We start from the raw sequence: 25,775 nt of genomic DNA, 5'->3' as shown, positions 1-25,775 counted from the left end.
AGCCATGTCAAGCCTCCTGGCGGCCGGCAGTTGCGAACAGGGTGACAACATCGCGCGGGGTCCTGAGGCTGGCGATGTCCTTGTCGGTAAAGCTGAAAACGGGGATGCCCGTCTCCTCGCAGAGCGACGTCATGAGCAGCACCAGATTGAGCGACGTCAGCCCGTATCCATCGGAAAGATTTGCATCGAGGGCGATCCGATCGACGTCGACATCAAGTAGTTCTGCGAGATTTCTTTTGACGGTGGACTGAAGATTGCTCATATCAAGCCCCTTGACGCTTGGGTGATTTCATTCGCAAATCGAGCCAGAATGGCCCTGCGCTTTGGTTTGTATTGCGAGGTCAGCAGCCCGTTTTCGATGCTAAACGGCTCGTCCACGATGAGGAACGTGCCGATCCGCTCATCCGGCCGGCTCGTGTCGTTGAGATCGGCAATATGACGCTTGATGACGTCGCGCGCCGCCTCGCCGTGCGGCGCGCAAAGGATCGCCGAAAGGCGATCCTCTCCTGAACCGAGAACGATGCAGTTCTCGACCTCGGGACAGGTCCGAAGCTTTTCCTCGATCGGCCGGACCAGGACGTTGCGCCCATTGGTGAGCACGACGATATCGTCGGCTCGGCCCAGAATGTAGAGAAACCCGTCCTCGTCGAAGCGGCCGAGATCGCCGGTGCGCACCGAGCCGTCCGGCTGGAAGATGCGCTCCGAGTCACCAGGCGCGCAGAACAGGTAGCTCGTATTCACCGGGAAAGCGCTGTGCACGACGACAATGCCCTCTTCATCGATCGAGACACGTTTGCCGTCGATCGGTTTGCCGACGCTGCCGCGTCGATGGGCACCTGGCGCATTCTTGGTGACGATGCAGGTCTCGTTCATGCCATAGCCTTCAAAGATCGGCGTGCCGCAATCCTCGAAGAAGCGCAACATGTCCGGGCTGGCCGGCGCAGAGCCGGTCCAGAGATAACGGATCCGAGATCCCATGGCCTCGACTGCGGCGCGGCGGAGCGCCGCCGGATCGTCGCTCTCGACCCGCGCTGCGATCGCTTTGCGCAGCGTCTCGAAGAAGGCGGGAACACCCATCACGACCGTCGGCGCCTCGCGCGACAGCGCGTAGTACGCCAATTCGTAAGTCGACAGCACGACATCATGCCCGTAGACGAGCGCGGAATAGACCCAATAGCGCTGCTGCAGCAGCGACAGCGGCAAGAAAACAAAAATCTTGTCTTCAGACGAATGATTGAACAGCGCCTGTGTCGCAGTAATCGAGCTGTCGATGCTGCCGACCGTGGCCGCCAAGCCCTTAGGCTCACCAGTGCTCCCAGACGTGAATTTGATCGTCGTCACGTCACTAGGCGCAAAGGCGACGGGAGGGAGGTCGAGATCCTCCGGCAGCGCTTCCAGCGTGGCAAGCAGGTTGTCCATCGGCAGAATGCAAGATGCGTCCGACGCTTCATCGCTGAAGACGATGCGCAGCGCGTATCGCTCGGCGAGTGCGGCCGCCGCCGGGAATTTCCCCGCCTCGAAAGCGGCGGTGACTGCCTTAAGCTTCAGCGCGGCCAAGTCGAGCAGCAGCCATTCGAGCCGGTTCCTGGCCACGATGCCGATCCGATCCCCGGCGGAAATACCAAGGCGCTGGAGATAGACAGCCATCTTCCGAGCAAGCCGGTCGAGTTCGGATAGCGACAGTACGGTTCGCCCGCCCGGGCCATAGATGGCGATCGACTTTGCGGCCGAGGGCCGACCATTCGCGACCCGGTTGATGATCTGTTCCATGTCACGAGGTCTTCACGTGCGATTGCGCTTGGTCGAGGTGGCTTGCCATCTTACGCGGCGTGTCGAGGCGCGGCAGTTTGGCGATCGGCACGGAGATACCGAATTCCTTGCGTATGCGGGCGAGGAGCCGGACACCCGACAGCGACGTGCCGCCCAGTTGGTAGAATCCACTGACTGGATCAATCGCGTCACAACGCAATATATCGGACCAGATCTGGATGATCTTCGCTTCGAGTTCGGTTGGCGGGGCCGGAGCGGCTTCAGTGGCCGTGTCCGGCGCGTCCGGCATCGCAGTCTGGGCAAGGAAGGCTCGGTCGACCTTGCCGTTTCCGGTCAACGCCAAGCGCTCTAGCCAAACAAATTGGCGCGGCACCATGTACTCGGGCAGTGCCGCTTCGAGCGCTGCAGTCAAAGTGCATTCGGCTACCGTGGTCCCGTCGCCGGTTTCGACGAGACAGGCGACGAGGCGCGGACCGTCTCGCGTGCTGCGGCCAACCACGGCGGCGGCGGCGATACCCGGCTGATTGATCAGCACGGCTTCGATCTCCGCCGGGTCGATGCGATAGCCATTGAGCTTGATCTGGAAATCGACCCGGCCAAGGATTTCGATGTTTCCGTCCGGACGATAGCGGGCGCTGTCGCCCGTACGATAGAGCCGTTCGCGCAGCGGCTCGTGGTCAAAGAAGGCGGCGGCGGTCAGGGCCGGATTACCCAAATAGCCGTTAGCGAGCCCCTCGCCGGCGGCATGGAGTTCGCCCGGCACCCAGTCGGGACATTCGCGGCGCTGCGCATCGAGGATATAGGCACGGTTATTGGCGTTCGGCTTGCCGTACGGTATCGGTCCGTCGATCGAGCCGGGGTGGTCGATCGGGTAAAGAATGTTCCATACCGTCGTCTCCGTCGGGCCGCCCAGGCTGACTATCCGAACATCTGGCTGGAGTGCCGCGATCCGCCCCGGCAGCGTCGCCGGAATGCGGTCTCCGCTCATGAGCGCGAAGCGCAGCGTCTGTGGCAGCGCCCGGCCGGACGCAACGGCCTCATCTACCAGCAAACCAACGATCGCCGGCACCGAATTCCACACTGTGACGCCGGCCCGCGCGGCCAGGTCGAGCCAATGTCCCGGATCCGCCGCGCGCGCCGCGTCGGGGATGACCAGCGCAGCACCGACCGAGAGCGCACCGAATATGTCGAAAACGGACAGGTCGAAGCTGCAGCTGCTGACCGCGAAGAAGCGGTCCTTGGCACAAATCTCGAAGCGCTTTGTCGTATCGGCGACCAGATTGATCAGGTTGCGCCGAGTGACCATCACGCCCTTCGGCACGCCGGTCGAGCCGGAGGTATAAAGAACATAGGCAAGATCGCCTTGTGCCGAATCGACCGGAGCGAGATCCTCGGGCCGCGTATCCGCTTCCGTGTGCTGAGCTCGCTCCTGGAAGGCGCCATCGACGGTCAAGCTCACCGTGCCCTCGCAGACTTGCATCGCGGTATCCTGCACCAGCGAGCACCGTATTGGCCCGTTCGACAGCAGAGCCTCGAGCCGCGCCGCTGGAAGCCCCGCCTCAATCGGCACATAGGCGGCGCCGGCGAGGCCTACACCGAGGATCGCGACGATCTGCTCCCACCCTTTGTGCATCACGACGCCGACCAGGTCGTCGCGGCCGATGCGGTTGCCTTTGAGCCAGCGCGCTACCGCGCATGCACCGGCACGCAATTCGCCATAGCTCAGGCGCCTCGTGCCGCAATCGATCGCCAGGGCGTCTGGTGCTGCGGCGGCATGCTGCAGAAAGCGGTCATAGGGCTGCCCGGGAGGAATTGCGACGGCCGTGTCGTTGGCTGCCCGGCGTTGAGCGAACTGGTCCTGCGGCAGGAGCCCCTGATCGATGCGGCACCACGCCGCGTCACCGGCGGCGAGCGCGACGAGAAGCCGCTCATAGCCCTCGGTCAGAGCGGTGACCAGCCCTGCCGGAAACAGCGCGTCCACCGAATCCATCTGGATAACGAGAGCGCCGTCACTCTCCAGTGCGAAGGCATTGAGCCAAACTTGCGGTGTCTGGCTTACCGAATAGACTTCGCGCCCCCAGGCGGCGATCGCCGAACCGTCCGGCACAGCTCCGAGTGTGCTATTGAAGGTGAACGGCATAGGCACTGCCTGACCGGTGCAGGCACGCTGGCCGATTTCCCGCATGACGTCGAGACCGGAGAATTGACGATGATCCAGTCCCTCGCGCAGGCGGGTCTGGATTGCGACGGCGCGCTCTGCGAAATCGGCTCGGACATCGATCTCGATCGGCAGCAGCATGCAATCGGTGAAATTGCCGATGACGCGGTCGATATCGGGATGGATCGGTAGGCGGTTCGCCAGGGTGATGTTGAGCGTAAAGCGCTCGCCGGCGCCCCAAAGCGACAAGACCTCTGCATAGGCGGCAACAAGCACGGCATTCGGTGTCAGCGTGCGGCGGACCGCCTGCGCCTTGAGCGCGGACCAGCGCTCCGGCTCGATACGGAATCCATGACGAACCGAGACCGGCGCGCTTATTGCCGCCGGGTTGCCGCACAACGGCAGCTGCGGATGGGGCGGAATCTTTTCCAGCTGGCTTAGCCAGTAATTGCGCGCACGCATATATTCCGGTGCGGCGTGCGACGCCGCGAGCGCGCGAACGTAGTCGAAAAACGATACTTGCAAGGCGTCACGCAAGCCCGGCCGGTCCGTCGCGACATAGGCCCGGCGCCAATCCTCGAAGAACAGGAATGCGCTGCTGCCATCAATGACGAGCCCGTCATGACTGACATGAAGGATCATATTGGCTTCGCCCAGGATTGTCAGCCGTACTTCGATGAGCGGCGAGCGGTTGGCCGGCAACACCTGCTGGGCCATTTCAGCCCGCGTACGATCCCGCATTGCTTGCTGGTCGGCACCCTTCAGGCCGCGCAGATCCGCCACAGCGATCCGCACCGGCTGACACTCGGCGGCACTATCTTCGACCTGCGCCGCATCGTCGGCGAAGCGGGTGCGCAGCATGCCGTGCCGCTCGACGACCTCGGCCAGGGCCGCTTCGAGCCGAGCGGCATCAAACACGCCTTCAATCTCGCGGTAGACATGGGAGGACACGCCACCCATCGAGAAGTGATCCTGGCGACCATAGTAATAGCTTGCCTGCATCGGTGTCAGAGCGATGCACCCGCCGTCGTCCCTCGCCACGGCCCGCAAATGCTCGATCAGCTCGGATTTGGCGCTGCGGATCAGTCCAATCAGCGCCGGGTCAATCGCTGATCGAGGCCCCTCGAGGCGCAGGTTCGAGCCGTTGCGCAACAAGACGAGGCCGCGCTCAGCGACAACTCTCAGAATGCTCTCGGCACTCATATTACGATTCCTTCTTGCTGACAGGCGGCGCGCCGCGCGATCGCCAGAGCGAAGAGTGTGTCGACCGTCTCTGCCTTCAGAATATCGCCGACAGAAAGCTCGATGCCCCAGTTGGTCTGCAGCTTGTATTGCAACGTCATCGCGCCGAGCGAGGTGAGGCCAAGATCACCCGGCGCCTGTGACCGGATTGGTGCATCAGGGGCGAGGTGCAGGATCGCTCGGAGAGTCGCTTCAAATTCCGTCCGTATGACCGCTTCCGGATCGGATGGCGGCAGGTCTTGTATCTCGATTTGTATCTGAGGCTGCCTCAGCATGACCGGGCGCTCCTAACGAGTTGTCCGGCGTCGTCAGACGATGCCGCTCCGGGAACAGCGAAGAAACACGCCGTGGCAAGCGCAATTTTGGTGCCGGGCCGCAGCAGCATCACCCGATCCGACCAATGCGACGTGGCGTCATCGGTGCCGATCGCCTCGGCCAGCTTGCCGGCGAAGCGCGGCATCACCGGGGTGGCGCATTGAGCGAGCAACCGGACTGTTGCCAGCTCGAGCGCGATAACGGTGCGCCACTCGTCATAGGCGTCGGAATTGCCGGACAGGCACTGGTGCGTCGTCGTGAAATGGATCACGTCATCAACCAATCCATTGAGCTCGCGCATCACGCCATTGAGCGAAAAGCCGTCAGCGCCATAATGTACCGCGATCGCGTCGAGCCTCGTCTGCAACCGCGCGAGGAAAGCGCTCTGTATGGGTGACCAGACGCCCGCATCCGGAGCATGGCCGCCGAAGTGCGAGGCGATACGACCGCCCAGCCCGTTCAGCCAGGTTTGCCATCGCCCGATCAATGCCCCAGAGATGACGGCCTGGCAGCTCTTCAGCTCGAAATTGGTTCGCTCCGTTTCGCCGCGCGTCAGGGCGAGATAATAGCGCACTGCATCGACCGTCTCCGGCGACAGAATATCCTTGCCCCAAATCGCATGCCGCCGGCTGGTCGAAAACTTCTTGGCATCGAGCAGGTAGAACTCGTTGACGTTATATTCGATGTCGCAAGACCAATCCGGATAAGCGAGAGCGTATAGCACCGGATACAGGATCGTGTGGTAAAAGCTGTTGTCGTAACCGAAGAAGTGGACGATCTTCCAGTTGCGCTGCGGCGCGTCCGCCGACCACTCTTGGCCGTAGCGGCGGCCAAGCTCAGCAATGCCATGCAGGAATCCATAAGCCATTTCTGGCCAGACCCAGATGACTTGGCGTCCTTCGACCGGTTCTACCGGCGGCACTCCCCACTCGGCTGGGTGGGTGACGGGCAAATGGATTTCCCCCCGCGCAAAGACGCGCCGGGCGAGATCCTGGAGCCGCGGCGAAACCTTACCGGTCCGGTGATGAGCCATCACGGTGTCGCGGAAATCATGCAGCGGCAGAGAGTAGCGTTCAGCCGTCCCGCGCGCTGGTGCCGCCACGGAAAGCTTGGATTTGGCGTTGACAATATCGACGCAGAGATTGGGCTCGCCGCATTCCTCGCAGATGTTACCGCCGGTCGGCGCCGAGCAACTCGGGCACAGTCCGCCGATATCGACCTCATAGAGATACGTCTGGGTCGCTCCATCGAAGAGCGCCCGATCCTTCCGCCGCTGCACCGCGCCGGAGCCGACCAGACGCGAAAAGAAATTTTGCAGCCCTCCCCGGTAGGTCGGGTCCGTTCCGGTAACGGTGAATTGGTCGACCATGATGTCCATGAGAGAAAGCGTCGCGCGAATCTCCGCGGCATAGTGTGCGGCGACGCGCAGAGGTTCGGTGTTTTCCTCGTTGGCGCGGGCGACCACGTAGCTTTGGAAATCGTCGCTGCCGGTGAGGTGATAGGCTGCGACCCCGTTCATGCGTTGGAAGCGGACGAAGACGTCGGCGCCGAGATAGGGGCCGGAGAGATGTCCCAGATGAAGATCGCCGTTTGGTGTGGGCGGCGTCGAAAAGACGAAGACAGGCCGACCGGCAAAGCGTTCCTTGCCGGTATTCTTGGCCGCTTCGGCCGCGCGGACTGGATCGCGGCCATACAGATCCAAGAATTCCAGCGGCACGCTACCCGGATTTCGCAGCGTGTGCGTTTCAAAGGGCTCGAATACCGCCACCGAGCCCGGACCGACGCCATGGATGACGTTGTCGACGACCACTTCGCCCTTGCCCTTGAGTATGACGAATGCCTCGGCTTCGTCATGCTGGTGCGGTGTTGTCTCGCCCCCCGGTAAGACACGCCCGAAACTTGCGGCACCGCCTGGGCCGGCAAGCCCACCAACCGGCGCCATCTCGATGCCGAACGCAGCAGAGTAGGCGCTTTCGTCCAAGGTTATGATTTTCATAGCGTGCGTTCCTTGGGCCAAGTGATCAGTTGTCGAGCAGCCGCAACGTCTCGGCAGCGATGGCCGGTGCGAGACGGTAGCCGGATCCGTTTGCAGCGCCGGCGAAAATGATCCGGCCGCTTGCGCCGACCGTGGCGACAATTGGTTCCCGACTCGGGCTATACGCGTCGCAGAACACACGGCCGGACCGCAATTTCTCGACCAGCTCCGGTGCGTAACGTCGAAGCACCTTCTGCGCCTCATCGAGATTCTGTCGATTCACACCAGGCTGCGGCGCGTCCGGATCGACATCCCAATCGAGGCACGTATAACTAAAAAGCCAATGGCCACGATACTGCAGCGGCAGCAGGAAAGCATCCTCCTCCGGGAACACGACTGCAGCGTCTGCCTTGTCCGCCGGAGCATCCAGATGGAGGGCGATGATTTTCTTGATCCGGATGCCGAGCGGCGCGACCAGCGCACGCCATGCCGGTGCATTCACCCACGGGCCCGGCGCCAGGATCAATCGGTCCGCCCTCAACGTCTCGCCGGTCGAGAGCACCAGTACGGCGGCGCCTGTCTCCTCCTGGATACTTGCGACGGCGACGCCCTCAAGCAGCGAGATCATGGACCGGAAATCACGGACAAGGCGACCTGCCAGGGTCGCGACATCGGTGTAGTGGCAACCTGGGACCGACCAGACAGAAGCGCCGACCGGTTGGCCCATCGCCGCCCGTCGACAGGCTGGCGATGTTTCGATCGGCCCCGCCTTGATGAAATTGCGCCATGCCGCCTCCGCAGCTGTGCCGAAGGCAACCGCATGCATTGCTACTGGATAGATCGGCAGGCTGGGATCGCGGGCTGCGAGCGCTTGATAGTAGCGCTCGCTCATTTCGGTCATGGCGCGTACGCGCTCCGTCCGGCCAACCGGAAAATGCAGCCCAGCAGAACGCCGTGATGCGCCTGAGCCGACCAAGTCCCGGTCGATCGCGATGATCTCCGCGCCAGGTCGCTCGGCCAAGATCTGTCGAACGATGACGGAACCGATAATCCCCGCGCCCGCAACGACGACCCGTTCGCGCATGGCCGCCCCCTCACACCGCACGGTGCTGGCGCTCGGACCAAGCATTGATCGGCTGCCAGGTCATAAAGGACCGCTTCTGGGCTGCGCGCGTGCAGCCTGCCCCGCTCAGCACCGCCTCAATCACGCATTGGCTGCGCCAAGCGATCAGGCTGAGATTGGGCTCAGCCAACCCGCGTTGCCGCCGCGCGGCGTTCAGCATGAAGATGCGTCGATTGGTCGGACCGTCCCAGACCGCCGCAAAATTGGCGTCGATGCGAACCTCAACGTCTTCGTATTCAAGGCGCGACACGAGCGGATCGAGAAATGGCATGCGGGCGCCGCGGAAGCCGGTCGCCCATATGACGGTGTCGGCGTAGACAGGCTCCTCTTCCGATTTGGTCGCATCGTGGGTCACGGCCAGCCCCCATTGCCGCCCGTCGTGCCATACCTGCTCGACCGTTCGGCCCGGCATCAGCACGGACACATTGTCGCAATCCTCGATAAAGCGGAGCACGTAAAGCCGCTGATAGATTTCCCGGAGTGTCTTTTCCGAGATGCCATCGCTCGCCAGAACATTCCGTTCGAGGAACGCTCTCTTGAAATCGGCATCCTGACCGAAAAAGTACTCGGAAAAGCTCGGCATGAAATAGTCGTTGACGAAAGGAGAATCGTCCAATGGCAGGAAATTCTCGCGGCGCGATATCCAGATTACCTGCTTCGGCAGCAGGTCGCGCTCGCTGGTGATGACGTCGAGAAACGCTTCGGCGCCGGACTGACCACCTCCGACGATAGCGACGCGCTTAGCCTTGAGCGACTTAGCCTTGGCGCCATATTCGCTGACATGGAATTGCGTTGGGCCGATATGGCACCGGGCGAAGCTGGGAATATGGGCCTCTGTGCCGACGCCGACGGCAATGTTCTCGGCTCGGATACAGCGCCTCTCCGTTTCTACGACAAAGTGCCCGTCGAATCGGATCTGCGTGACCTCTTCACCGAAATGGACGTTCTCGTTCGAATCGCTCGCCCATTTCAGATAGTTCCGGAACTCACGCCGCGGCACCGACGAATCGAGCGTTGAGAAAGTGATGAATCTTACCCTCAGCATGCAGGTAAGAAATAAACGAGAAAGGATTTGTCGGGTCTGAGAGCGTTACCAAATCCTTGAACAGCGAGACTTGCAGCGTCGCACCAGGGAAATACATCCCGTCATGCCACGCGAATTCCGGCTTTCGATCGAAGAAGGCGCTGAGCACGCCCTTATACGGATAGAGAAGCGAGGCAAGACTTAAGTTCGACGGTCCGACGCCGATCCCGACACACTGATAGATCATGGCACTCTCTCGATGATAAGAGCCAAATCCCGTTATGAACTTGTGGTTTGACGAATAGCGCGCACCGGTCGGATGCAACCGCGGCCGGTGATCCGAACACTTCGTGGTTGCCGTCGATATCAATGGCTGTCGACGCCCTCGCAATATCAATGGGAAATTCCAATGTCTTCCTCCCTCGATGTATTTCGCTAGGTACGCAAGCCTCAACGGGGCAATCTACCGACGTGCCCGCAACACCGCACAAATTCAAAAATCGGCGTCTAAGATTTCCACGAACTTGATACTACTCTTAGTTTCTTCGTCTAACAATATCCTACTTTCAGTTGTTATGAAAGTATCCGATGATCGGAATCGTAATTTGGCGCTGAACGTTTTACGGGAGAGCTGACATGTTTGATGACAGGCAAATGAAAGTCGTAATCAATCATGGAGAGCAGTATTCGATTTGGCCGGTTGACCGGGACAATCCGCTTGGCTGGCGGGATGCGGGTAAGGTTGGCTCGAAGGAGGAGTGCCTTGCCTATGTCGAGCAAGTCTGGACTGACATGCGCCCGCTGAGCCTCAGGCAGCACATGGCGCAGCTGACGGATCAGGAAGCTTCGGCTGATAAGAAGCACTGAGAGAAATCTTCGTGCAGGCCTTATGGCGTAGTCTGTGACCAATCAATAACCGATTGATCGGGTCCTTATTTTTGTAGTTTTGAAGCAATCATCGCCGCAAGAAAGCGGGGATCGCGCGCGGTCTCATGGGCGAAGGCGAAACCAAGACGACGCCTGGCTTCCGACCTTTCGAATGGGATGCGCAAATTTCATTCACGGTAGCGCGTAGAATGTGGTAATACAATCTCTGGGTGAACGGCGAGATTGTTATCCCGGCGAGGAACAATGTTTGGACTCGCTCGGAGATCGCTGAACACCCGGAAGACCGCGCATCTTTGACACGCTGGTAACAACCCGAAGTGCGCGGGAGATCAAGGAGAGAGCCTCTCCGGGAGCATATTGTTTTTAGTGTTCTGGCCGGGTCGATGCTCAGAGCAGAAAGGCAAGCGCGCTTTGGTTCGATCATCGCCCATCCTTGGCGAGGCTTCGGCAGCGGCCGAGCCAACCGATATCATCCGTCCGGCGATTTGGTGCTCGGGCGGGATGACGGATTTGCTAGCGCCACGCCCTTTGAGGATTTCGACGATCTCGACATCGACCTGCCGACAGTTGATATCCGCTTTCAGCAGAGAGCGTCGGCAAGAACAGAACATTCCGAACAAGCTTGCCACCACCAGCACGCCACCATCGCGATCTTATCGGTGGAACGGATCATGGCGTGCATCGGAAAGCCAAAAGATAGCAAACGATTCCAAGGACTCGAGATCCTTTTTTGGATCGACGCTAAGGACCGACATGGGTCCACCGGTGTTTTAGGCACAACTAGGAGACAGCGCGTGGCGCTACCGTAATTGACCCAATCCAACCGAACGTAGGGAGGCTTCTATGACGCAGACAAACCAAGACCAATCAAACGAGCCACTGTACAGGCAGCTGCAGTTGATCCACGAAAGATATTTCCGGGATGTGGCTGATGCCTGGGCGGACTCACAAAGCCGGTGTCGCAGCATCCAGACCGAATTCGAACGCGGGGTCGAAAAGGCCTATCAGAGCCAACAGCCAGAGCAGTTCCGCGCCGCGCAAGAGGAATATCAACAGAAGGTACAATCGCTTTACAGCAATCCGACCCTGCCGCAGCAATACGCCGAGGCGTATGACAGGTACAAGGCCGCATTGAAACAACTGATCGCCGAGAGCGACATCAACGACCTGGGTTTTACGGATGTGAGAAATCTGGGCCAAAGCCTGCTTTCCGTTTCAGCGACGGCGATGAGCTTGGTGGGGCCGACTTCTTCTAGTGCGCCTGCTGCCAGCGATCCCTTCACACCCCCGGGCGGGGCACCTAGAGCAGCCGCTTGATGCACCGCCAGGGCGGATGACGTTGTGGGTACCTCGGCATGTCGCAAGAGAGTGCTGTTTTCACTGGGACGCTTGGCCTCTTGGCGGCCTTCATCGCCGCCGAGCGGTTGTCGCGTTCCCAGCGACTAGGCGTCATCGCACCATCGGGGGCGTACGCGCGCTTCGAGTCCTTGGTGCGGCAAATTTCGCTCCGCCGAGACCCAAGGGCTGAGGTGGGACAGATGGAGCACCTCGCCTCATTGGAAAACGCTGCCGGCGCGGAAGTATGGCACTTCGCGTCGAGTGGTGAATCCGTTTCCGGATCATTGCGCGAAACCTTTCAGCTTGCCCCCATCGGTGCGCTGAATGTGGTTATGACACCTTATTGCGGTGGCCAGCGTTGGCGCTGGATTCTGCCGCGAGGCGGGTCGGTCGTCTATAGCAATCCGGCGACGTTCGATTTCCCCGTGACGAGGACGTTCCGAACGACGCTCACGCTTGATATCGCCCCTCCCGACGACATCGCACAAGAAGGGATCCTTCATTTCCTGTCCACCCTATTCGACCTCAAGACGGAAGTCGATGAACGGGCTGATGATCTATTCGAATACCGAGGGCTCCGGTGCCTGATCGCGCCGACGGCCCGGGTCAATGTACTGAGAACTGAGCAAGCAGCAGCAATCATAATGGCGATTGTTGATCGGACCGAGGGCGGTAACTACGTCGTCGCGGGGGCGGAGAGCCTGTCGGCGGAGGATTTTCTCGAGCGGGTAGGTAACATTTACGGCGTAAGCCTACTGCCATTGGACGGCAAGGCACTGTTCTCTCAGCGGCTAACTGCCATCGACGCGCTGTTCGATCGACGGTTGATGAATTTCGCCGAACACCTGGGTCAGCCAGACTGCGAAGTGATCGAACATGCCTACAACGCCGCAGGTATGAGGTCTGTTCAACCTGGCCTGGATCCGGCCGAGTTCGATGATTTAGTGGAATTGGCGCATCAGGCGCAGTTGTCCGAACATAGCGCATTCGTTTCTCACGCATCGAAGCTGCCGGACATCCGAACGACGCATCGTGGCGGCCGAAAGCTTTCTTATAGTTCTACCAGCAGCGATGGCGAGGCGGTTGTGCTGCTCAATGCCCTGGGCCAGGGACCGAAGCCATGGTCTCGGCTGATAGCTCATCTGCGCCCGCGGTTTCGGGTACTGAGTTGGGATCCGCGCGGGCTCGATGAGTCAGAATCTCAGCTCTCGCTTCTCGATCATGTTGCCGATCTAGCGTCGATCATCGAGCGGGAGTCGGTGACTCGCGTCCATTTGGTCGGATGGTGCACTGGCCCTAAAATCGCGGCAGAATTCGCTCTACGTCACCCTGATCGGTTGCTCTCCATGACTTTCCTGAATATGCAGGTGAAGTGTCTCGAGAGCTCGCTCGATTTTGATACGCCGTATGAAACTGATTTTCAGGCCCTTTTCAACGAGCTTGAGCAAAGTCCGTCGACGGCCTCGTCGATAGCGGCTTCTCTCACGTCACGTGCGAGTGAGGCCGGCCCAGACCTGATGATAGAGACAGAAACCGAGGAGTCGGAGGCCGTTCTCCGCGCCATGAACCGTGACCTGAGAATGCCGGTTCTACGGCCGTTTCGCGACGCGAACACAACGATCAGATTTGCGCATCAGATGATCGACTTTTGGCACTACGATGTTAGCCAGGTCGCGGGCCAAATCGACGTTCCGATCTTGCTTTTCGCGTCGGAGTACGACCGTATCGCAGCGCCCAAAGCTTCGGAATGGGCGCGCGGGTTATTTCCCCGGGCTCGTCTGCTGCAGGCTCCGGGAGCGACGCATTACTTTCTCTATGATCGAGCTGACGTCGTGGCACGCATGATTGAATGGTTTGCCTCCGGTGATGGAGTGCCCGAACGTAGCGATGGACAGATGCTTTCGCTCGATCCGACATATGTGAGCAACTCAGCTGACACGGCCGGGTTGCTCCGGGCCGGTGAGTGAGCCGGGAAGACAAAGATCGGGTGCCTCGCCGGGCGGCGATGTCCCCAAATGACAGCGGCACGGGCTAGGTTCAGACGTCGGGATTTCCCGCAAAAGTGGAGGTGCAATGTTGTCCACGATCTCTCAGGCACCAGATCAATCGCACGGCTCCGCGTCCCAGTTCGTCAAGGATGGCGAGCGGCGTGCTCGTCCTTTGTCCTTTGCGCAATCCCGGTTGTGGATTCTCGACCGATTGCAACCGGGCAATCCCGCGTACAACATTGCGACGTCGGTCCCGCTGTATGGTCGGGTTGACGTAACGGTTCTCGAACGAACCATAAATGAAATCGTGCGACGGCACGAAGCCTTGAGGACGACATTCGAGGTGGTCGACGGACAACCCGCACAGGTCGTCAAGGCTTCCTTGAAGCTCAAGCTCGCCATCGTGGATCTGCGTTCGCGTTCCGGGGTGGCCCGGGAGGAGGATGTGAGCCGCTTCGTCTATGCGGAAAGCCGACGGCCGTTCGATCTTAGAACAGGCCCATTGCTATATGCTTCGCTGGTGCACCTTAATTCCAACCAGAGCTTTCTGATGCTGGTGATGCATCACATCGTCTCCGATGGTTGGTCGATGTCGGTGCTCAATCGGGAATTGACGACGATATATATGGCATTTTTGCGCAGGAGCCCCTCTCCATTGCCGGAACTAACGGTTCAATACCCGGACTTCGCGGTATGGCAGGCAGAGTGGTTCCGCGGCGAGCTTCTGCAAAAGCAGCTCGGTTACTGGCGCAAGCAGCTCAGCGGCCTGCGGCCTGTGCTCAATCTTCCCACCGATCGTCGCAGACCGCCCGTGCAGACCAGTAACGGGTCGGTCCGCGTCTTCACGCTGGACCAGAAACTGTGCGAAGCACTCAAGACGCTCGGCAACGCCAGCCGCGCCTCGCTGTTCATGACTCTGCTCGCCGCGCTCAAGGTGTTGCTCCACCGTTTGAGTGGTGAAACCGACATCGCCGTCGGATCGCCTATCGCCAACCGGACCCGTTCGGAGCTTGAAGGATTGATCGGCTTCTTTGTCAACACGTTGGTGTTGCGGACCGATCTCTCGGGCGATCCAACCTTTGTCGAGTTGCTTGTGCGCGAGCGTGACGTGGCGCTGGAAGCCTATGGCAATCAGGACATGCCGTTCGAGAAGTTGGTAGACGAACTTCAGCTCGACCGAGACTTGAGCCGCAATCCATTTTTCCAGATTCTGTTCGGGGTCCAAAACATCGGAACGCTAGACCGCAGCGCGGCTCCTATCCAGCCGTTGGGATCCCAGATTCAGGCTGGCTCGGTCGGCAACGGTACTGCCAAGTTCGATTTGACGATGTCGGTGCTTGATACCGGAGCCGGTGCACGAGGAGCTCTTGAATTTAACACCGACCTTTTCGACGAATCGACCGCCGAGATCATGATCGGGCGCTATATAGCGTTGCTGCACAGAATTGTGGAGAATCCTCACGAAACGCTGTCGCGCCTCTCCGTATGGATGCCCGACGAGGTCATCAAGACCGCGGATTCGGCCAACGCCCCGGAAACAGCGGCGGTGCCGACGGAAGTCCTGGGAGCGCGCATCGCCGCCCATGCGGCACGCTCACCGACAGCCCTTGCCACCATCGATCCCAGTGGTACGTGCACCTATTTCGAGCTGAACCAACGGGCGAACCGGATCGCGCGTACATCTTTCCTCCGGAAACTGAGCGCCGGCAGCACCGTCGCGATCGCTTCTAGGCCCGGATCGGGAGGGCTCGCGGTCATCTTGGGGATCTTGAAGGCGGGTCTGGTCTGGGCTCCGATCGATCCTGCCGACATCTTGGCATCAGGCGGAATCCCGCTGAACTCCAATCGGGCAGAGCGCATCCTGACGGCGCTTCGGCCGGCATTGGTGGTCGTAGACGAAGCTACCGAGCCGTGCTTCCGACAATTCGGAGTAGAGACGGTCCGGCTTGACGAAGTTTGGGCAGATTCGGCGACCCAACCGGACGATGAACTCACAACCTGCGTAACGCCCGACTCGCCCGCCGTGATGCTTGTCCAGGTTGACGGCACAGCCAAAATGACCACTGTGCGCCTCAGCCATCGGATGCTTAGCCGCGCCGGATGTGACCGTTTCCTTTGCCTTTCGCCGGAGGATCGCGTTGCGCATCTTTCCAATATCGGCTCCGACTGCGCGCGGTACGAAATCTTCGGTGCGCTGGCCGCCGGGGCGGCAATCGTATTTGTGCCGCCCGAATTGTCGTTTCGCTCGCGGCGCTTTGCAACACTGCTGCATGAGGCCTCCGTTACCGTCATGTCTCTCGCTCTGGCGGATTTGGAGCGGTTAGCCCGGGAATTTCCGCGGTCCTTGCGGAGCGTTCGGCTGGTGCTTTCTGCCGAGCGCGGGTTGGATTGGGGCCAACTTCAGGAAGCGCTCACGCCTGAGCTAATCGGACGGATTCATATGGTGTCGGGCGATCCGGCCGCGGGTGGCTTTTATTTGATACAACCACTGGCGCTGCTCAAGCCGGATGCCGCGGTCATTCCACTTGGAATTCCAGCTGCCGGCGTCCGAATCGACCTTCTAGGACGCGACCTCGAGCCCGTGCCGGGGCGAGTGCCTGGAGACATCTATGTACAAAATCCCGATTTGCCCCACCCCGAGCCAGGCTATCGGACGAGTGACTTCGCTCGGCTCGAGGACGGGCAGTTTGTCCTGCATGGGCATATGGACGATGCTCTGCTAACGGGAAATTCGAAGATCAGCTTTGTCGAGATCGAGGCTGCTCTTTGCGACCATCCGGCAGTGGAGGCAGCGGCCGTTGCGGCAAGAACCCGCCAGGGGTTGCATGACCGGGGGTTGGTCGCATTTCTAAAGCTGTCTCGGGATGTTCCCGTATCGGAGCTACAGAGCTTCTTGGCTGCGCGGATACCGGCGCGGCTGATACCCTCGACGTTCGAACTTAAGCGAAAGATTCCCTATAACGGCAAAGGCGGCATCGACCGGCGTGCGTTGGCAGAAATCGTCGCGCGCCTCGACGCCCCAATATCCGGCGTCGAAGAATATCTCGCGCCGCGCGACAATTTGGAAATTCACCTGACGCAGATCTGGATGGGCGTCCTCCACACGGACGTGGTCGGAATCCGCGACAATTTCTTTCGGCTTGGCGGCCATTCTTTGATCGCCACACAGATCATCGCGCGGATTAGCGATACTTTGCAGATCGAAGTACCACTCCAGCGCTTATTCGAAGCGCCGACGATCGAGCAACTGGCGGCAATTATCAAGCCGCTCGTTGGCTCAGATCCTCGGCCCCAAGTCTCCACGATCGCTCGAGTTCCTAGGGATCGGCCGATCCCGCTATCATTTGCGCAGCAGCGCCTATGGTTCTTGGATCAGTTCGATCCGGGGAGCGCCGTTTACAACATCGCGATGCCGGTGCGCTTCGCAGCGGTCGACGTGGCAGTGCTCGAAGGCGCCCTCAATGACCTCATTGTGCGCCACGAAACGCTGCGCACAACTTTTGACACGGTCGCGGACGAGCCAGTGCAAGTGATCGCTCCGTCTCTCAAAATCAAGATGCCCGTTCATGATCTTCGCAACATGCCCGAGGAGACCAGAAAACTCGAGTCACAACGTCTGACTACGCAGCAGATGCGGATGCCGTTCGACCTCAAGCACGGACCGGTCTTGCGGGCTGAACTCATACGTCTGCACAATAATGACAATCGATTCCTTCTAACCATCCACCACATAGCCGCGGATGGTTGGTCGATGGACATCATATCCCGAGAGCTTGTCGCATTTTACGAAGCCCGGCTTAGCCGGAGGTCTCCATCGTTGCCCGACCTTCCGATCCAGTATGCGGACTTCGCCTGCTGGCAGCGTCGATACTTGTCCGGCCCGGTGCTGCAGCGCGATGTCAACTACTGGAAAAACAAACTCGAAGGTGTACCTCCGCTGCTCGACTTGCCGGCGGACAGACCACGGCCGGCGATGCAAACCTTCACCGGAGGCTTGTACCCGTTCACCATACCCCCATCGCTCCTGAAGAGCGTCAAGAACTTCTCCGAGCAGGAGCAAGTAACCCTTTTTTCGACATTGCTGTCAGCGTTTTATGTTCTTCTCTATCGCTATACTGGCCGCGAAGACTTGGTGGTGGGGTCTCCGATTGCCAACCGGGTACGCCCCGAACTCGAAGGGTTGATTGGTTTTATGGCCAATACACTCGTGCTCCGCACCCAATTTTCGGCAAATTCCACTTTCCGCGCGCTCGTTTCCGAGGTGCGCGATGTGACGATGGAAGCCTTCGCGCACCAGGGTATTCCTTTCGAGAAGCTGGTCGAGGAGATCCAACCGGAGAGAAACCTCTCTTACAATCCGCTCTTCCAGGTCATGATTGCCTTGCAGAACACCGGCCGCCCCATGGAAACCGGCGGCGTGCTCGATGAGGATACGTCGACACTGAGCGCCGGTGTGGCCAAATTCGACCTGACCATGTTCCTGTCGGAAACGGCGAGCGACCTTTGTGCCGGAATCGAATACAATTCCGATCTATTCGACCTGTCGTCGGTTGTGCGCATTGCGGGACATTATGGTGCCTTGCTCGCCGCGGCGATGGACGAGCCGGACCGTCCGATATGGTCGCTGCCAATGCTTCTGCCGACCGAGACAACAGCTCTGGCGGACTGGAACGACACCGAGGACCCGATTCAACCGGAAATGTGCCATGTGCTGTTCGAGAGGCAGGCTGAGCTCTTGCCGGATACAGTTGCGCTTGTCGCAGGGAAGGAAAAAACCACCTACAAGGAACTCAACTGTCGCGCCAATGCTCTGGCGCACCGCCTGATTGGGCTTGGCGTCGGACCGGGCTCTCGCGTCGCTATTTGCGTCGATCGTGGTGTGGATATGATCGTCGCCCTTATCGCAACGCTAAAGGCTGGGGCGGCTTACGTTCCGATCGACCCTTCCTATCCGAAAGAGCGCATCGCCTTTATGGCGGCAGACGCGCGCGTCGCACTGGTGCTGACGCAGAGTGCGCGACGCAGTGAATTGTCGGGAGCGACTGGCGCGCTCCTAGCCATCGATGACCCTGAACCCGCTATGTTCCCTCACGACAATCCAGCCGTGCCCGTTTCTGCCGGCAGTCTCGCTTATGTCATCTATACATCCGGGTCGACGGGCAAGCCGAAAGGCGTAGCAATGCCGCATGGTCCACTCGCATCGCTGATCCGCTGGCAAATCGCCCGATCCGCGCTGCCGACGGCAGCGCCAACCTTACAATTCGCCTCCTTGAGTTTCGACGTCTCGTTTCAGGAAATATTCTCGACGTTGGACGCCGGCGGAACGCTCGTACTCATAACAGAGGAGCAGCGCAGGGACCCGCCCGCTCTATGGAAATTGCTGTATCAGGAAAATGTGCGTCGGCTCTTCCTTCCTTACGTCGCGCTCCAGCAACTGGCAGAGCACGCTCGACATGCCGCCGATCTTCCGCATTCGTTGACAGAGATTATAACGGCCGGCGAACAACTGCAGATCACACCGCAGATAGCTGCAATGATGACTCGGCTCGGCGCGGATCTGTATAATCAGTACGGACCTACCGAGTCTCATGTCGTTACCGAACTCAGGCTGGCCGGGGCGGCAAGCGACTGGCCGGCGCGCCCGTCGATTGGCCGGGTGATCCCCAATGTGGTGATCCAGATCCTTGACTCGCATGGACAGCTTTGCCCGATCGGTATTCCGGGCGAGCTTTGCATTGGCGGTTCTGCACTGGCGCACGGCTATCTGGAACGGCGCGCCCTGACGGCCGAGCGCTTCGTCCCGGATGGGCAAAGCACGAGAGGGGGACGATTGTATCGGACAGGCGACCGCGCGCGATTTTTGTCGAACGGAGAGCTTGAGTACCTCGGACGGGCGGACCAACAGGTCAAGATTCGTGGTTTTCGCGTTGAACTCGGCGAGATTGAAGTTGCTCTACGGACGCACCCGTCGGTCCGCGAAGCCGTTGTGGTTGCGCGCGAAAGTCGCGGGGAGCTTCGTCTGTTCGGCTACATTCAGGCCGATCCGGAATCGCCCGCGTCAACCGAGGACCTCCGGGCGCATCTTCGAGCCATATTGCCCGAACAAATGATTCCGGCGACCTATGTCGTTGTGGGATCACTGCCGCTTACGCCGAGTGGCAAGCTTAGCCGAAGCAACCTGCCCGACCCGCAAGGGGAAGCGTCCCATTCCGTCACCGGCGCAGTCCCGAGGACGCCCGTGGAAATTGCGCTGGCGCGCATGTGGAGTGAGATCCTTCAGGTGCCGAGCGTTGGCATTAAAGATAATTTCTTTGAGCTCGGGGGGCATTCATTGTTGGCCACTCGCGTCATTTCTCGGATCAGGGATGAGTTTGGGGCCGAACTGCCCGTCCGCCTTATGTTCGATAATCCCACGGTCCAAGCGCTGGCACTGGCGACCGTCGAATCCATGCTGGAGAAACGGGGGGACGATCAAATCGATCGCCTGCTCGCGGAGCTTGAGCAAATGCCAGAGGAGGCCGCCCACAGCCTCACTTGAAGATCGCCGTCCCGCGAACCGGGCCCGCCTGCAAGATTTGCTTCTAACACTCCTGTATCCAAACCAGGCAATTGAACGAGGAGAATCCGGTGAACAGGCAAGAGAACCAGGACGGCCAATTCCAGGTCGTCGTCAACGGCGAGGAACAGTATTCAATCTGGCCGCTCGGGCGCGAAGTGCCGTCCGGCTGGCAGCTCGCCCCGAAAACGGGCAGCAAGGAGGAATGTCTGACCTACGTTGAGCAAGTTTGGGGCGATATGCGGCCCGCAAGCCTCCGCGGCGAACGCTCGCCAGAGCGATGATTTCTGCGAGCCCTGGTCGCCGTCCGTCGGTCGCCCACGCAAGCCATCAACGTCGTTGCCAGCTAATTCCACTGGAATTGCCTACGGTTCGGATAGGAACGCACGCGAAAATTCGCTTGATTTTCTGGTCGCGGGAGACCGCTACCGCCTTTCTCCACACGAACCAAACCTACTTCGCCCGAGGCAGTTTGTGGGTGCCTCAACCGGGCTCATCCCGCGAGCTGTTCGGGGAAACCGCGCCCTCGTTACCGGTCGGAACCCAGGGCTTAACCGGCCAAAAATGGGCATCCTCGCATGCCGCCGCGCAATCTTCCGCCGGACTCTGGGTCTAGCAGCACAATGCCCTTCGAAACGCGAAAGGAGGCTTGGTGATCCCCGTTCGCTCGGCCATCACTTTACCCGCAATTGCTCCTGATGCGCCTTCGCCAGGTCGTGCATGCTGTTGAACCGGAAGTCGACGTGCGGCATCTGGTCAGGATTCATGGTGGCCCCGAAGCCCTGCTGGGCGTGACGACGATAGATCCAGCACGACTTCAAGCCGTGCTCGTTTGCCGGCTTATGGTCGTGGAACATGCTCTCGGCCGTGTGCAGGATCTTCTCCTTCCTAACGCCGATCTCGCCCAGCTTTTCGATCATGTAGTCGAAGTTTCGGGGCGATGGCTTGTAGGATCCGATGTCCTCGGCGGTGTAGATCGCATCGAACTCCGCCTGGAGCCTGCGGTTGCTCGCCTGGAACGTCACGTTGTCCACATTGGAAAGGATGACGAGCTTGAAATACTTCTTCAGATACTGGAGCGCGCCCGGGGAGTCCTCGAACGCCGGCCAATTTCCGACGGACTGGCCATACTCGACGCAATCTTCGTGTGTCGCGTGCACGCCCCATTCCTCGGCGAGGCGCTTGTAGACGATCGGCAGCAGATCCCGATATCGCTTCGCCGGGGTGTACTTCTGCTGGCTTGATTCATGGCGCGCATGCGCTTCCAGAATCTGGTCGCGTGTGAGCGGACGCTTCACCCTATCCGTAAGGCTCTTCAGAGCCTCGACCATCCCGCTCTCCCAATCGATCAAGGTGCCGTAGCAGTCGAAGGTCAGCGCGTCGAAATCGGTGAGCAACATGTCGATGTCTCCTCTTTGCTTGTACCAGTATGGGTGGCACGGATGGCAGGGTCGCCGCGTCGACGCGGTCGGGTCCGCAGAACCGATCGGATTTCGGCTTCGGGACGGCACCATCTGCCGCTATCCCCGACATCATCCACATCCTCGACGAAATCCCGAAGACGATCTCCAAAAAGCCGATCCAGCGCGCCTGCATCGAGTAGCTGCGTGGGTGCTGGGCGGCTAGACTGAAGCCCGAGTCTACGCTCTTGACCAATCAGGTTTCAGGTGTGGCCTCCGCCGATGACCAACTTCACGAGCAAGCCACGCCCGCATATCAGGGAACGAGCAAGCGGCTCCCTGGCCGTCTCGTGATCCCGCTGGATGACAATAACCACGCGCGGCTATCGTGGCCTCGAACTTTCACTTTCACTTCACGACGAAGCCGTGAGCATAGGGATCGCGATCGTCGATGAAGATCGTGTTGATGCCGGTCATGCGGGCCCAGCCGGCAATCGAGGGGACGATCGAATCCCGGTTGGCGACCTTGACGGCGGCCTCGACTCGTCCCTTGAATAGCGAGCCGATGATCGATTCATGCACGAACTCGTCGCCGACCTTCAGCTTGCCTTTGGCAGCGAGCTGCGCCATCCGCGCCGAGCTGCCGGTACCGCATGGCGACCGGTCGATGGCCTTTTCGCCGTAGAAGACGGCGTTACGCCCATGCGCCTCCGGCTTCGTCGGCTTGCCCGTCCACTGAATATGGCTGAGGCCCTTGATCTCCGGATGCTCGGGGTGGACGAAGAAGTCGTACTTCCGGTTGAGCGCTGCGCGTAGGCGCGGCGACCAGCCCACCAGTTCCCCCGCCGTATGATCGGCCATGTCGCGGAAGTTTCTTTGCGGCTCGACGATGGCATAGAAATTGCCGCCATAGGCGACGTCGACGACGACTTCGCCGAGACCATCGACCTCAGCCGTCAATCCCTCAGCGTAGAGAAAGCCCGGAACGTTGGTGAGGCGCACCTCCTCGACAAAGCGGCCTTCCTGGCGGTAGGTGATATCGACCTTGCCGGCCGGCGCGTCGATCGAGAGCTTTCCGGGTTCGCGCGGTGTGATGAGGCCATTCTCGATGCCCATCGTGACAGTTCCGATAGTGCCGTCACCGCACATCGGCAGACAGCCGGATGTCTCGATGAACAGCACCGCAAGATCACAATCGGGGCGCGTCGGCGGATAGAGGATCGAGCCAGACATCATGTCGTGACCACGCGGTTCGAACATCAGGCCGGTGCGGATCCAGTCATAGACGCGCAGAAAGTGGGCGCGCTTTTCAAGCATGCTCGCGCCGTCCAGACGCGGCCCCCCACCGGAGACCAGACGAACCGGGTTGCCGCAGGTATGCCCGTCGATGCAGGAGAAGGTATGGGTGGCCATGGTCAGAATCTCCGAAGCGAGAAAGGAGAAAGGTCGATGGCGGGCATTCGCCCCGCGACCAGGTCGGCGACAGCCGAGCGGTGCCCGGCCGACTGCGTCAGGCCGAGATGGCCGGGACCGAAAGCGTAGATGATGCGCGGTGTCGCTCGAGAGCGACCGATCACCGGGAGGCTGTCGGGCATGGACGGACGAAATCCCATCCATTCGACGCCGCCGCCGGTCTTCAAACCCGGAAGGAAGGCGCTGGCCTTGGTGAGCATGGCGCGGGAGCGCGCGAAGTTCGGTGGCAGCGAAAGGCCACCAAGCTCGACTGCGCCACCAACGCGGATGCCGGTGGAGAGGCGCGTGACGACGAAGCCGTGCCCGCCGAATGTAATCTGCCTGCGCAGGTCGAAAGCATCGATCGGAAGTGTCGTGTTATATCCTCGCTCGGTCTCAAGCGGGAGCGTTCGCTCATGGTGTGGGCGATCTTATGCGAGAAGGCCCCTGCCGCCACGATCACGTGATCGGCGCGGCGCGCGACGCCGGCTAACACCTCGACACCGTTATCGAGCGGGTGCAGAGCAGACACCTCGGCGCGTTCAATGATGCCGCCATCGGCAGTGAAGCGCTCGGCAAGAGCTAACGTGTAAAGCTTCGGATCGGAGATCGAGTACCAGCCCGAAGTGAACGTGCCGCGGGTAAAGCGCGGGGCAATGCCGGGCTGGATGTCCGCCATCTCCGCTGCCGTCATGTGCTGGAATGCAATTCCGTGATCGGCGCGCGCCTGCCACCCGGGCAGCGATGCGCGGAATTCGGACTCGCTCTCATAGACCTGCAAATTGCCTTCCTTGCGCAGCATGGCGAACGTGCCGGTCCGCTGCAGAAAGGGCTCGAGTTCGGCTTTTGACAAGTCCATCAGCGATCTCTGCGCCGCCGTCGATTGCGCCACACGATCCGGCGCGCAAGCGCGCCAGAAGCGGAGCATCCATGGCACGATCCGCAGCGCATAGGCTGGCGGGACCGACAGCGGCCCAAGGGGGTTGAGCAGCCATTTTGGCGCCTTGCGCAGAATGCCGGGCGAGGCGAGCGGCAAGATGTCCGTAAAGGCAAAGTCGTCCGCGTTGCCGGCGGATGCCCCCACAGCCGGACCTTCCCGGTCCAGCACGACGACCCGGCGCCCCTCGGCCTGTAGAGCCAGCGCAGCAGACAGGCCGACGGCGCCTGCGCCGATCACGATCGTGTCGCGAACTGCCGTGCTGGACATCGTCTGCTCACTCAGCTCCCGCTGAACGGCTTTTCGTATTTGTCGTCAGGCCGCTTGCTTTTGCGAGGCGCCGAGCTCTTTCGACCACTGAGCATACCAGGTATCGAACAGTTTCAGCTGAGCCTCGACATAGCCGCGCTGGCTGTCGGTCAGCGCATCGGCCTCGTTGAAGTGAAGCTTGTATCCGGGACTACCCTTCAGCACCATCAGATGGTTGAAGTATGGAAGCGTTCGTCATTGGGATGCGGCTGAGCTTGCGCGCCATGCTCTTCATCGAACTCTGTCCTCGGACCCCACGCTCCGAAGCCACGGTTTACGCGGTGACGAGGAGTAACATCGCGGAACCGCGCAGTAACAACCATGGTCGCGCCGTTCACCGATTTGCTGTTGCTTCGAACGGCCGGCTACAATGGAGAAGCAATGGAATTATTCTTGCCAGCGAAGACCTCGCCTGGCTTGTTGGTATTTCTGTTGGCATCGGCAGCAACCAACGCCAAGAATTACCCTGAATTCAAACAGTTATGGCATTGAGCGGTTGTCGGCCAGGCGAAAGCCTCCAAGCTGTCACGAGTCATGGGAATGCGGCCGAGCTTCGCTAGATGTCCCTCGAGCAGCGCCACGGCCTCGGCCGCCACGCGATGGATGTCCATGCCAATGATGCGCATCTCTCCCTCCATGGTCAGTGCGAAAGGGAGCTGCGGGCAACACGACAATTACGGATCCGCGCTCGCAGCGCATCCGGGCTAGTCGCAGGGGCGGCCAGATAACGACCTCGAACTCGCAGTTCATGTCAGTGCGACGGCCTGCCCGCACTTGCGTGCTCCCGGTGCCCCGAGGCCCGGATCGGTCTACGCTAATGGGCTAGATCGAGTCTGGAAACACGGGACACCGGCTACATCATGCCGGACAACGCGTTCATCGAGGCCTTCAACGGCCGCTTCCGGGCCGAATGCCTCAACGTCCACTGGTTCCTGTCTCTTGCGGACGCCCAGCAAAAAGTGGAGACTTGGCGCAGATACTACAATGAAGAACGGCCCCATGGCGCGATCGGCAATCGACCGCCGATTTTACTGCAAAACCACGTCGGCGCATCCAGCCCGCCAACGTGATCACGGCGAAAAACTCTAGCACTACTTTGGCAGATTTGGTTTGTGCTGTGGTTTTTCACGGATTCGTCTTCTGCAGTGCGGGCCTCGCTGCGATGGCGGCCGAAGAATGAGATCGACGATGGCGTGGCGTACGGCGGGCATGGTTGGTTGAGGCGGAGGCCCATTGATTCTTTTTTTTCCGTCCCGCATGTGCGAGGCGACGGTGCTGCAAGAAGGCGTAGGCAATCATT

19 protein-coding genes and 4 pseudogenes are annotated in these 25,775 nt (G+C 60.3%); 9 read left to right on the top strand and 14 right to left on the bottom strand.

The features are described 5' to 3' along the window. Positions 1–7: 7 nt before the first annotated feature. Genes I6F36_RS37200 through I6F36_RS39800 form a run of 8 tightly spaced genes read right to left on the bottom strand, consistent with a single transcriptional unit; the run spans position 8 to position 9,854 of the window. A complete protein-coding gene (locus I6F36_RS37200) occupies positions 8–262 on the bottom strand; it encodes an acyl carrier protein (protein WP_225143534.1) in 255 nt (84 codons plus the stop codon). After that, entirely contained in the window at positions 259–1,770 is a 1,512-nt protein-coding gene (locus tag I6F36_RS37195) for an AMP-binding protein (RefSeq protein ID WP_225143535.1), read from the bottom strand. Before I6F36_RS37195 ends, I6F36_RS37200 begins: the two co-directional genes overlap by 4 nt. Position 1,771: 1 nt before the next feature. Then, the gene (locus I6F36_RS37190; RefSeq protein ID WP_225143536.1) at positions 1,772–5,131 is read right to left on the bottom strand and encodes a non-ribosomal peptide synthetase; all 3,360 of its coding nucleotides are present in this window, start codon (positions 5,129–5,131) and stop codon (positions 1,772–1,774) included. Further along, the gene (locus tag I6F36_RS37185) at positions 5,128–5,445 is read right to left on the bottom strand and encodes an acyl carrier protein (RefSeq protein ID WP_225143538.1); all 318 of its coding nucleotides are present in this window, start codon (positions 5,443–5,445) and stop codon (positions 5,128–5,130) included. Before I6F36_RS37185 ends, I6F36_RS37190 begins: the two co-directional genes overlap by 4 nt. After that, entirely contained in the window at positions 5,439–7,481 is a 2,043-nt protein-coding gene (locus tag I6F36_RS37180) for a class I tRNA ligase family protein (RefSeq protein WP_225173170.1), read from the bottom strand. The genes I6F36_RS37185 and I6F36_RS37180 overlap by 7 nt, the downstream gene beginning before the upstream one ends. A 25-nt stretch (positions 7,482–7,506) precedes the next feature. After that, complete coding sequence (locus tag I6F36_RS37175) at positions 7,507–8,544, bottom strand: FAD-binding oxidoreductase (RefSeq protein WP_225143542.1); 1,038 nt, start codon at positions 8,542–8,544, stop codon at positions 7,507–7,509. A gap of 10 nt (positions 8,545–8,554) precedes the next feature. Next, a complete protein-coding gene (locus tag I6F36_RS37170) occupies positions 8,555–9,583 on the bottom strand; it encodes a SidA/IucD/PvdA family monooxygenase (protein ID WP_346656708.1) in 1,029 nt (342 codons plus the stop codon). Next, positions 9,570–9,854: a SidA/IucD/PvdA family monooxygenase gene (locus I6F36_RS39800; protein WP_276573753.1), complete on the bottom strand. Its 285-nt coding sequence runs from the start codon at positions 9,852–9,854 to the stop codon at positions 9,570–9,572. Before I6F36_RS39800 ends, I6F36_RS37170 begins: the two co-directional genes overlap by 14 nt. A 389-nt stretch (positions 9,855–10,243) precedes the next feature. On the opposite strand from I6F36_RS39800, the gene I6F36_RS37165 reads away from it, so the two are divergent. From I6F36_RS37165 to I6F36_RS37140, 6 genes are all read left to right on the top strand, one after another. Further along, entirely contained in the window at positions 10,244–10,474 is a 231-nt protein-coding gene (locus tag I6F36_RS37165) for an MbtH family NRPS accessory protein (protein ID WP_225143554.1), read from the top strand. Positions 10,475–10,878: 404 nt separating this feature from the next. Then, positions 10,879–11,304, top strand: a complete 426-nt coding sequence (locus tag I6F36_RS37160) for a hypothetical protein (protein ID WP_225143556.1) — start codon at positions 10,879–10,881, stop codon at positions 11,302–11,304. Between the two features lie 34 nt (positions 11,305–11,338). Beyond that, a complete protein-coding gene (locus I6F36_RS37155; RefSeq protein WP_225143558.1) occupies positions 11,339–11,812 on the top strand; it encodes a hypothetical protein in 474 nt (157 codons plus the stop codon). Between the two features lie 221 nt (positions 11,813–12,033). Beyond that, positions 12,034–13,800: an alpha/beta fold hydrolase gene (locus I6F36_RS37150; RefSeq protein WP_225143560.1), complete on the top strand. Its 1,767-nt coding sequence runs from the start codon at positions 12,034–12,036 to the stop codon at positions 13,798–13,800. A gap of 106 nt (positions 13,801–13,906) precedes the next feature. Beyond that, entirely contained in the window at positions 13,907–20,359 is a 6,453-nt protein-coding gene (locus tag I6F36_RS37145) for a non-ribosomal peptide synthetase (RefSeq protein WP_225173169.1), read from the top strand. Positions 20,360–20,448: 89 nt separating this feature from the next. Continuing rightward, the gene (locus I6F36_RS37140) at positions 20,449–20,661 is read left to right on the top strand and encodes an MbtH family NRPS accessory protein (protein ID WP_225143574.1); all 213 of its coding nucleotides are present in this window, start codon (positions 20,449–20,451) and stop codon (positions 20,659–20,661) included. A gap of 390 nt (positions 20,662–21,051) precedes the next feature. On the opposite strand, the gene I6F36_RS37135 is transcribed toward I6F36_RS37140, so the two are convergent. Beyond that, positions 21,052–21,777, bottom strand: coding sequence for a haloacid dehalogenase type II (locus I6F36_RS37135; protein WP_225143577.1), 726 nt, complete (start codon positions 21,775–21,777; stop codon positions 21,052–21,054). A gap of 29 nt (positions 21,778–21,806) precedes the next feature. Here I6F36_RS37135 and I6F36_RS37130 point away from each other — a divergent pair, with 29 nt between their 5' ends. Next, on the top strand, positions 21,807–21,980 hold the full coding sequence (locus I6F36_RS37130; protein ID WP_225143579.1) for a hypothetical protein: 174 nt from the start codon (positions 21,807–21,809) through the stop codon (positions 21,978–21,980). Positions 21,981–22,185: 205 nt separating this feature from the next. On the opposite strand, the gene I6F36_RS37125 is transcribed toward I6F36_RS37130, so the two are convergent. The 3 genes and pseudogenes from I6F36_RS37125 to I6F36_RS37115 form a co-directional block, all read right to left on the bottom strand. Beyond that, positions 22,186–23,190 carry a 4-hydroxyproline epimerase gene (locus I6F36_RS37125; protein ID WP_225143581.1) on the bottom strand — a complete coding sequence of 335 codons (1,005 nt, stop codon included), beginning with the start codon at positions 23,188–23,190 and terminating at the stop codon, positions 22,186–22,188. Between the two features lie 2 nt (positions 23,191–23,192). After that, positions 23,193–24,436: pseudogene (locus I6F36_RS37120) on the bottom strand (NAD(P)/FAD-dependent oxidoreductase). A 45-nt stretch (positions 24,437–24,481) separates the two neighbouring features. Beyond that, positions 24,482–24,658, bottom strand: a pseudogene (locus tag I6F36_RS37115) (dihydrodipicolinate synthase family protein); the annotation flags it as partial. Between I6F36_RS37115 and I6F36_RS37110 the strand changes: the two are divergent. Next, positions 24,658–24,945 carry a hypothetical protein gene (locus I6F36_RS37110; RefSeq protein ID WP_225143583.1) on the top strand — a complete coding sequence of 96 codons (288 nt, stop codon included), beginning with the start codon at positions 24,658–24,660 and terminating at the stop codon, positions 24,943–24,945. The pseudogene I6F36_RS37115 and the gene I6F36_RS37110 sit on opposite strands and share 1 nt — an antisense overlap. Here I6F36_RS37110 and I6F36_RS37105 read toward each other — a convergent pair. Beyond that, positions 24,937–25,101 carry a hypothetical protein gene (locus I6F36_RS37105; RefSeq protein WP_225143604.1) on the bottom strand — a complete coding sequence of 55 codons (165 nt, stop codon included), beginning with the start codon at positions 25,099–25,101 and terminating at the stop codon, positions 24,937–24,939. The two genes, I6F36_RS37110 and I6F36_RS37105, sit on opposite strands and share 9 nt — an antisense overlap. A 240-nt stretch (positions 25,102–25,341) precedes the next feature. Here I6F36_RS37105 and I6F36_RS37100 point away from each other — a divergent pair. Beyond that, a pseudogene (locus tag I6F36_RS37100) lies at positions 25,342–25,545 on the top strand (transposase); the annotation flags it as partial. 55 nt (positions 25,546–25,600) lie between these two features. Here the strand turns inward: I6F36_RS37100 and I6F36_RS37095 are convergent. Further along, a pseudogene (locus I6F36_RS37095) lies at positions 25,601–25,775 on the bottom strand (IS701 family transposase); the annotation flags it as partial.

This window comes from Bradyrhizobium sp. BRP19, from assembly GCF_020194195.1.
GTDB lineage: Bacteria > Pseudomonadota > Alphaproteobacteria > Rhizobiales > Xanthobacteraceae > Bradyrhizobium > Bradyrhizobium yuanmingense.
This window is presented reverse-complemented; position numbering and strand designations above follow the sequence as displayed.

Coding starts and splice junctions, on each gene's coding strand:
- I6F36_RS37200 (WP_225143534.1), bottom strand. CDS start 262: ATGAGCAATCTTCAGTCCACCGTCAAAAGAAATCTCGCAGAACTACTT.
- I6F36_RS37195 (WP_225143535.1), bottom strand. CDS start 1,770: ATGGAACAGATCATCAACCGGGTCGCGAATGGTCGGCCCTCGGCCGCA.
- I6F36_RS37190 (WP_225143536.1), bottom strand. CDS start 5,131: ATGAGTGCCGAGAGCATTCTGAGAGTTGTCGCTGAGCGCGGCCTCGTC.
- I6F36_RS37185 (WP_225143538.1), bottom strand. CDS start 5,445: ATGCTGAGGCAGCCTCAGATACAAATCGAGATACAAGACCTGCCGCCA.
- I6F36_RS37180 (WP_225173170.1), bottom strand. CDS start 7,481: ATGAAAATCATAACCTTGGACGAAAGCGCCTACTCTGCTGCGTTCGGC.
- I6F36_RS37175 (WP_225143542.1), bottom strand. CDS start 8,544: ATGCGCGAACGGGTCGTCGTTGCGGGCGCGGGGATTATCGGTTCCGTC.
- I6F36_RS39800 (WP_276573753.1), bottom strand. CDS start 9,854: ATGATCTATCAGTGTGTCGGGATCGGCGTCGGACCGTCGAACTTAAGT.
- I6F36_RS37165 (WP_225143554.1), top strand. CDS start 10,244: ATGTTTGATGACAGGCAAATGAAAGTCGTAATCAATCATGGAGAGCAG.
- I6F36_RS37160 (WP_225143556.1), top strand. CDS start 10,879: ATGCTCAGAGCAGAAAGGCAAGCGCGCTTTGGTTCGATCATCGCCCAT.
- I6F36_RS37155 (WP_225143558.1), top strand. CDS start 11,339: ATGACGCAGACAAACCAAGACCAATCAAACGAGCCACTGTACAGGCAG.
- I6F36_RS37150 (WP_225143560.1), top strand. CDS start 12,034: ATGGAGCACCTCGCCTCATTGGAAAACGCTGCCGGCGCGGAAGTATGG.
- I6F36_RS37145 (WP_225173169.1), top strand. CDS start 13,907: ATGTTGTCCACGATCTCTCAGGCACCAGATCAATCGCACGGCTCCGCG.
- I6F36_RS37135 (WP_225143577.1), bottom strand. CDS start 21,777: ATGTTGCTCACCGATTTCGACGCGCTGACCTTCGACTGCTACGGCACC.
- I6F36_RS37130 (WP_225143579.1), top strand. CDS start 21,807: ATGGGTGGCACGGATGGCAGGGTCGCCGCGTCGACGCGGTCGGGTCCG.
- I6F36_RS37125 (WP_225143581.1), bottom strand. CDS start 23,190: ATGGCCACCCATACCTTCTCCTGCATCGACGGGCATACCTGCGGCAAC.
- I6F36_RS37110 (WP_225143583.1), top strand. CDS start 24,658: ATGGAAGCGTTCGTCATTGGGATGCGGCTGAGCTTGCGCGCCATGCTC.
- I6F36_RS37105 (WP_225143604.1), bottom strand. CDS start 25,101: ATGCGCATCATTGGCATGGACATCCATCGCGTGGCGGCCGAGGCCGTG.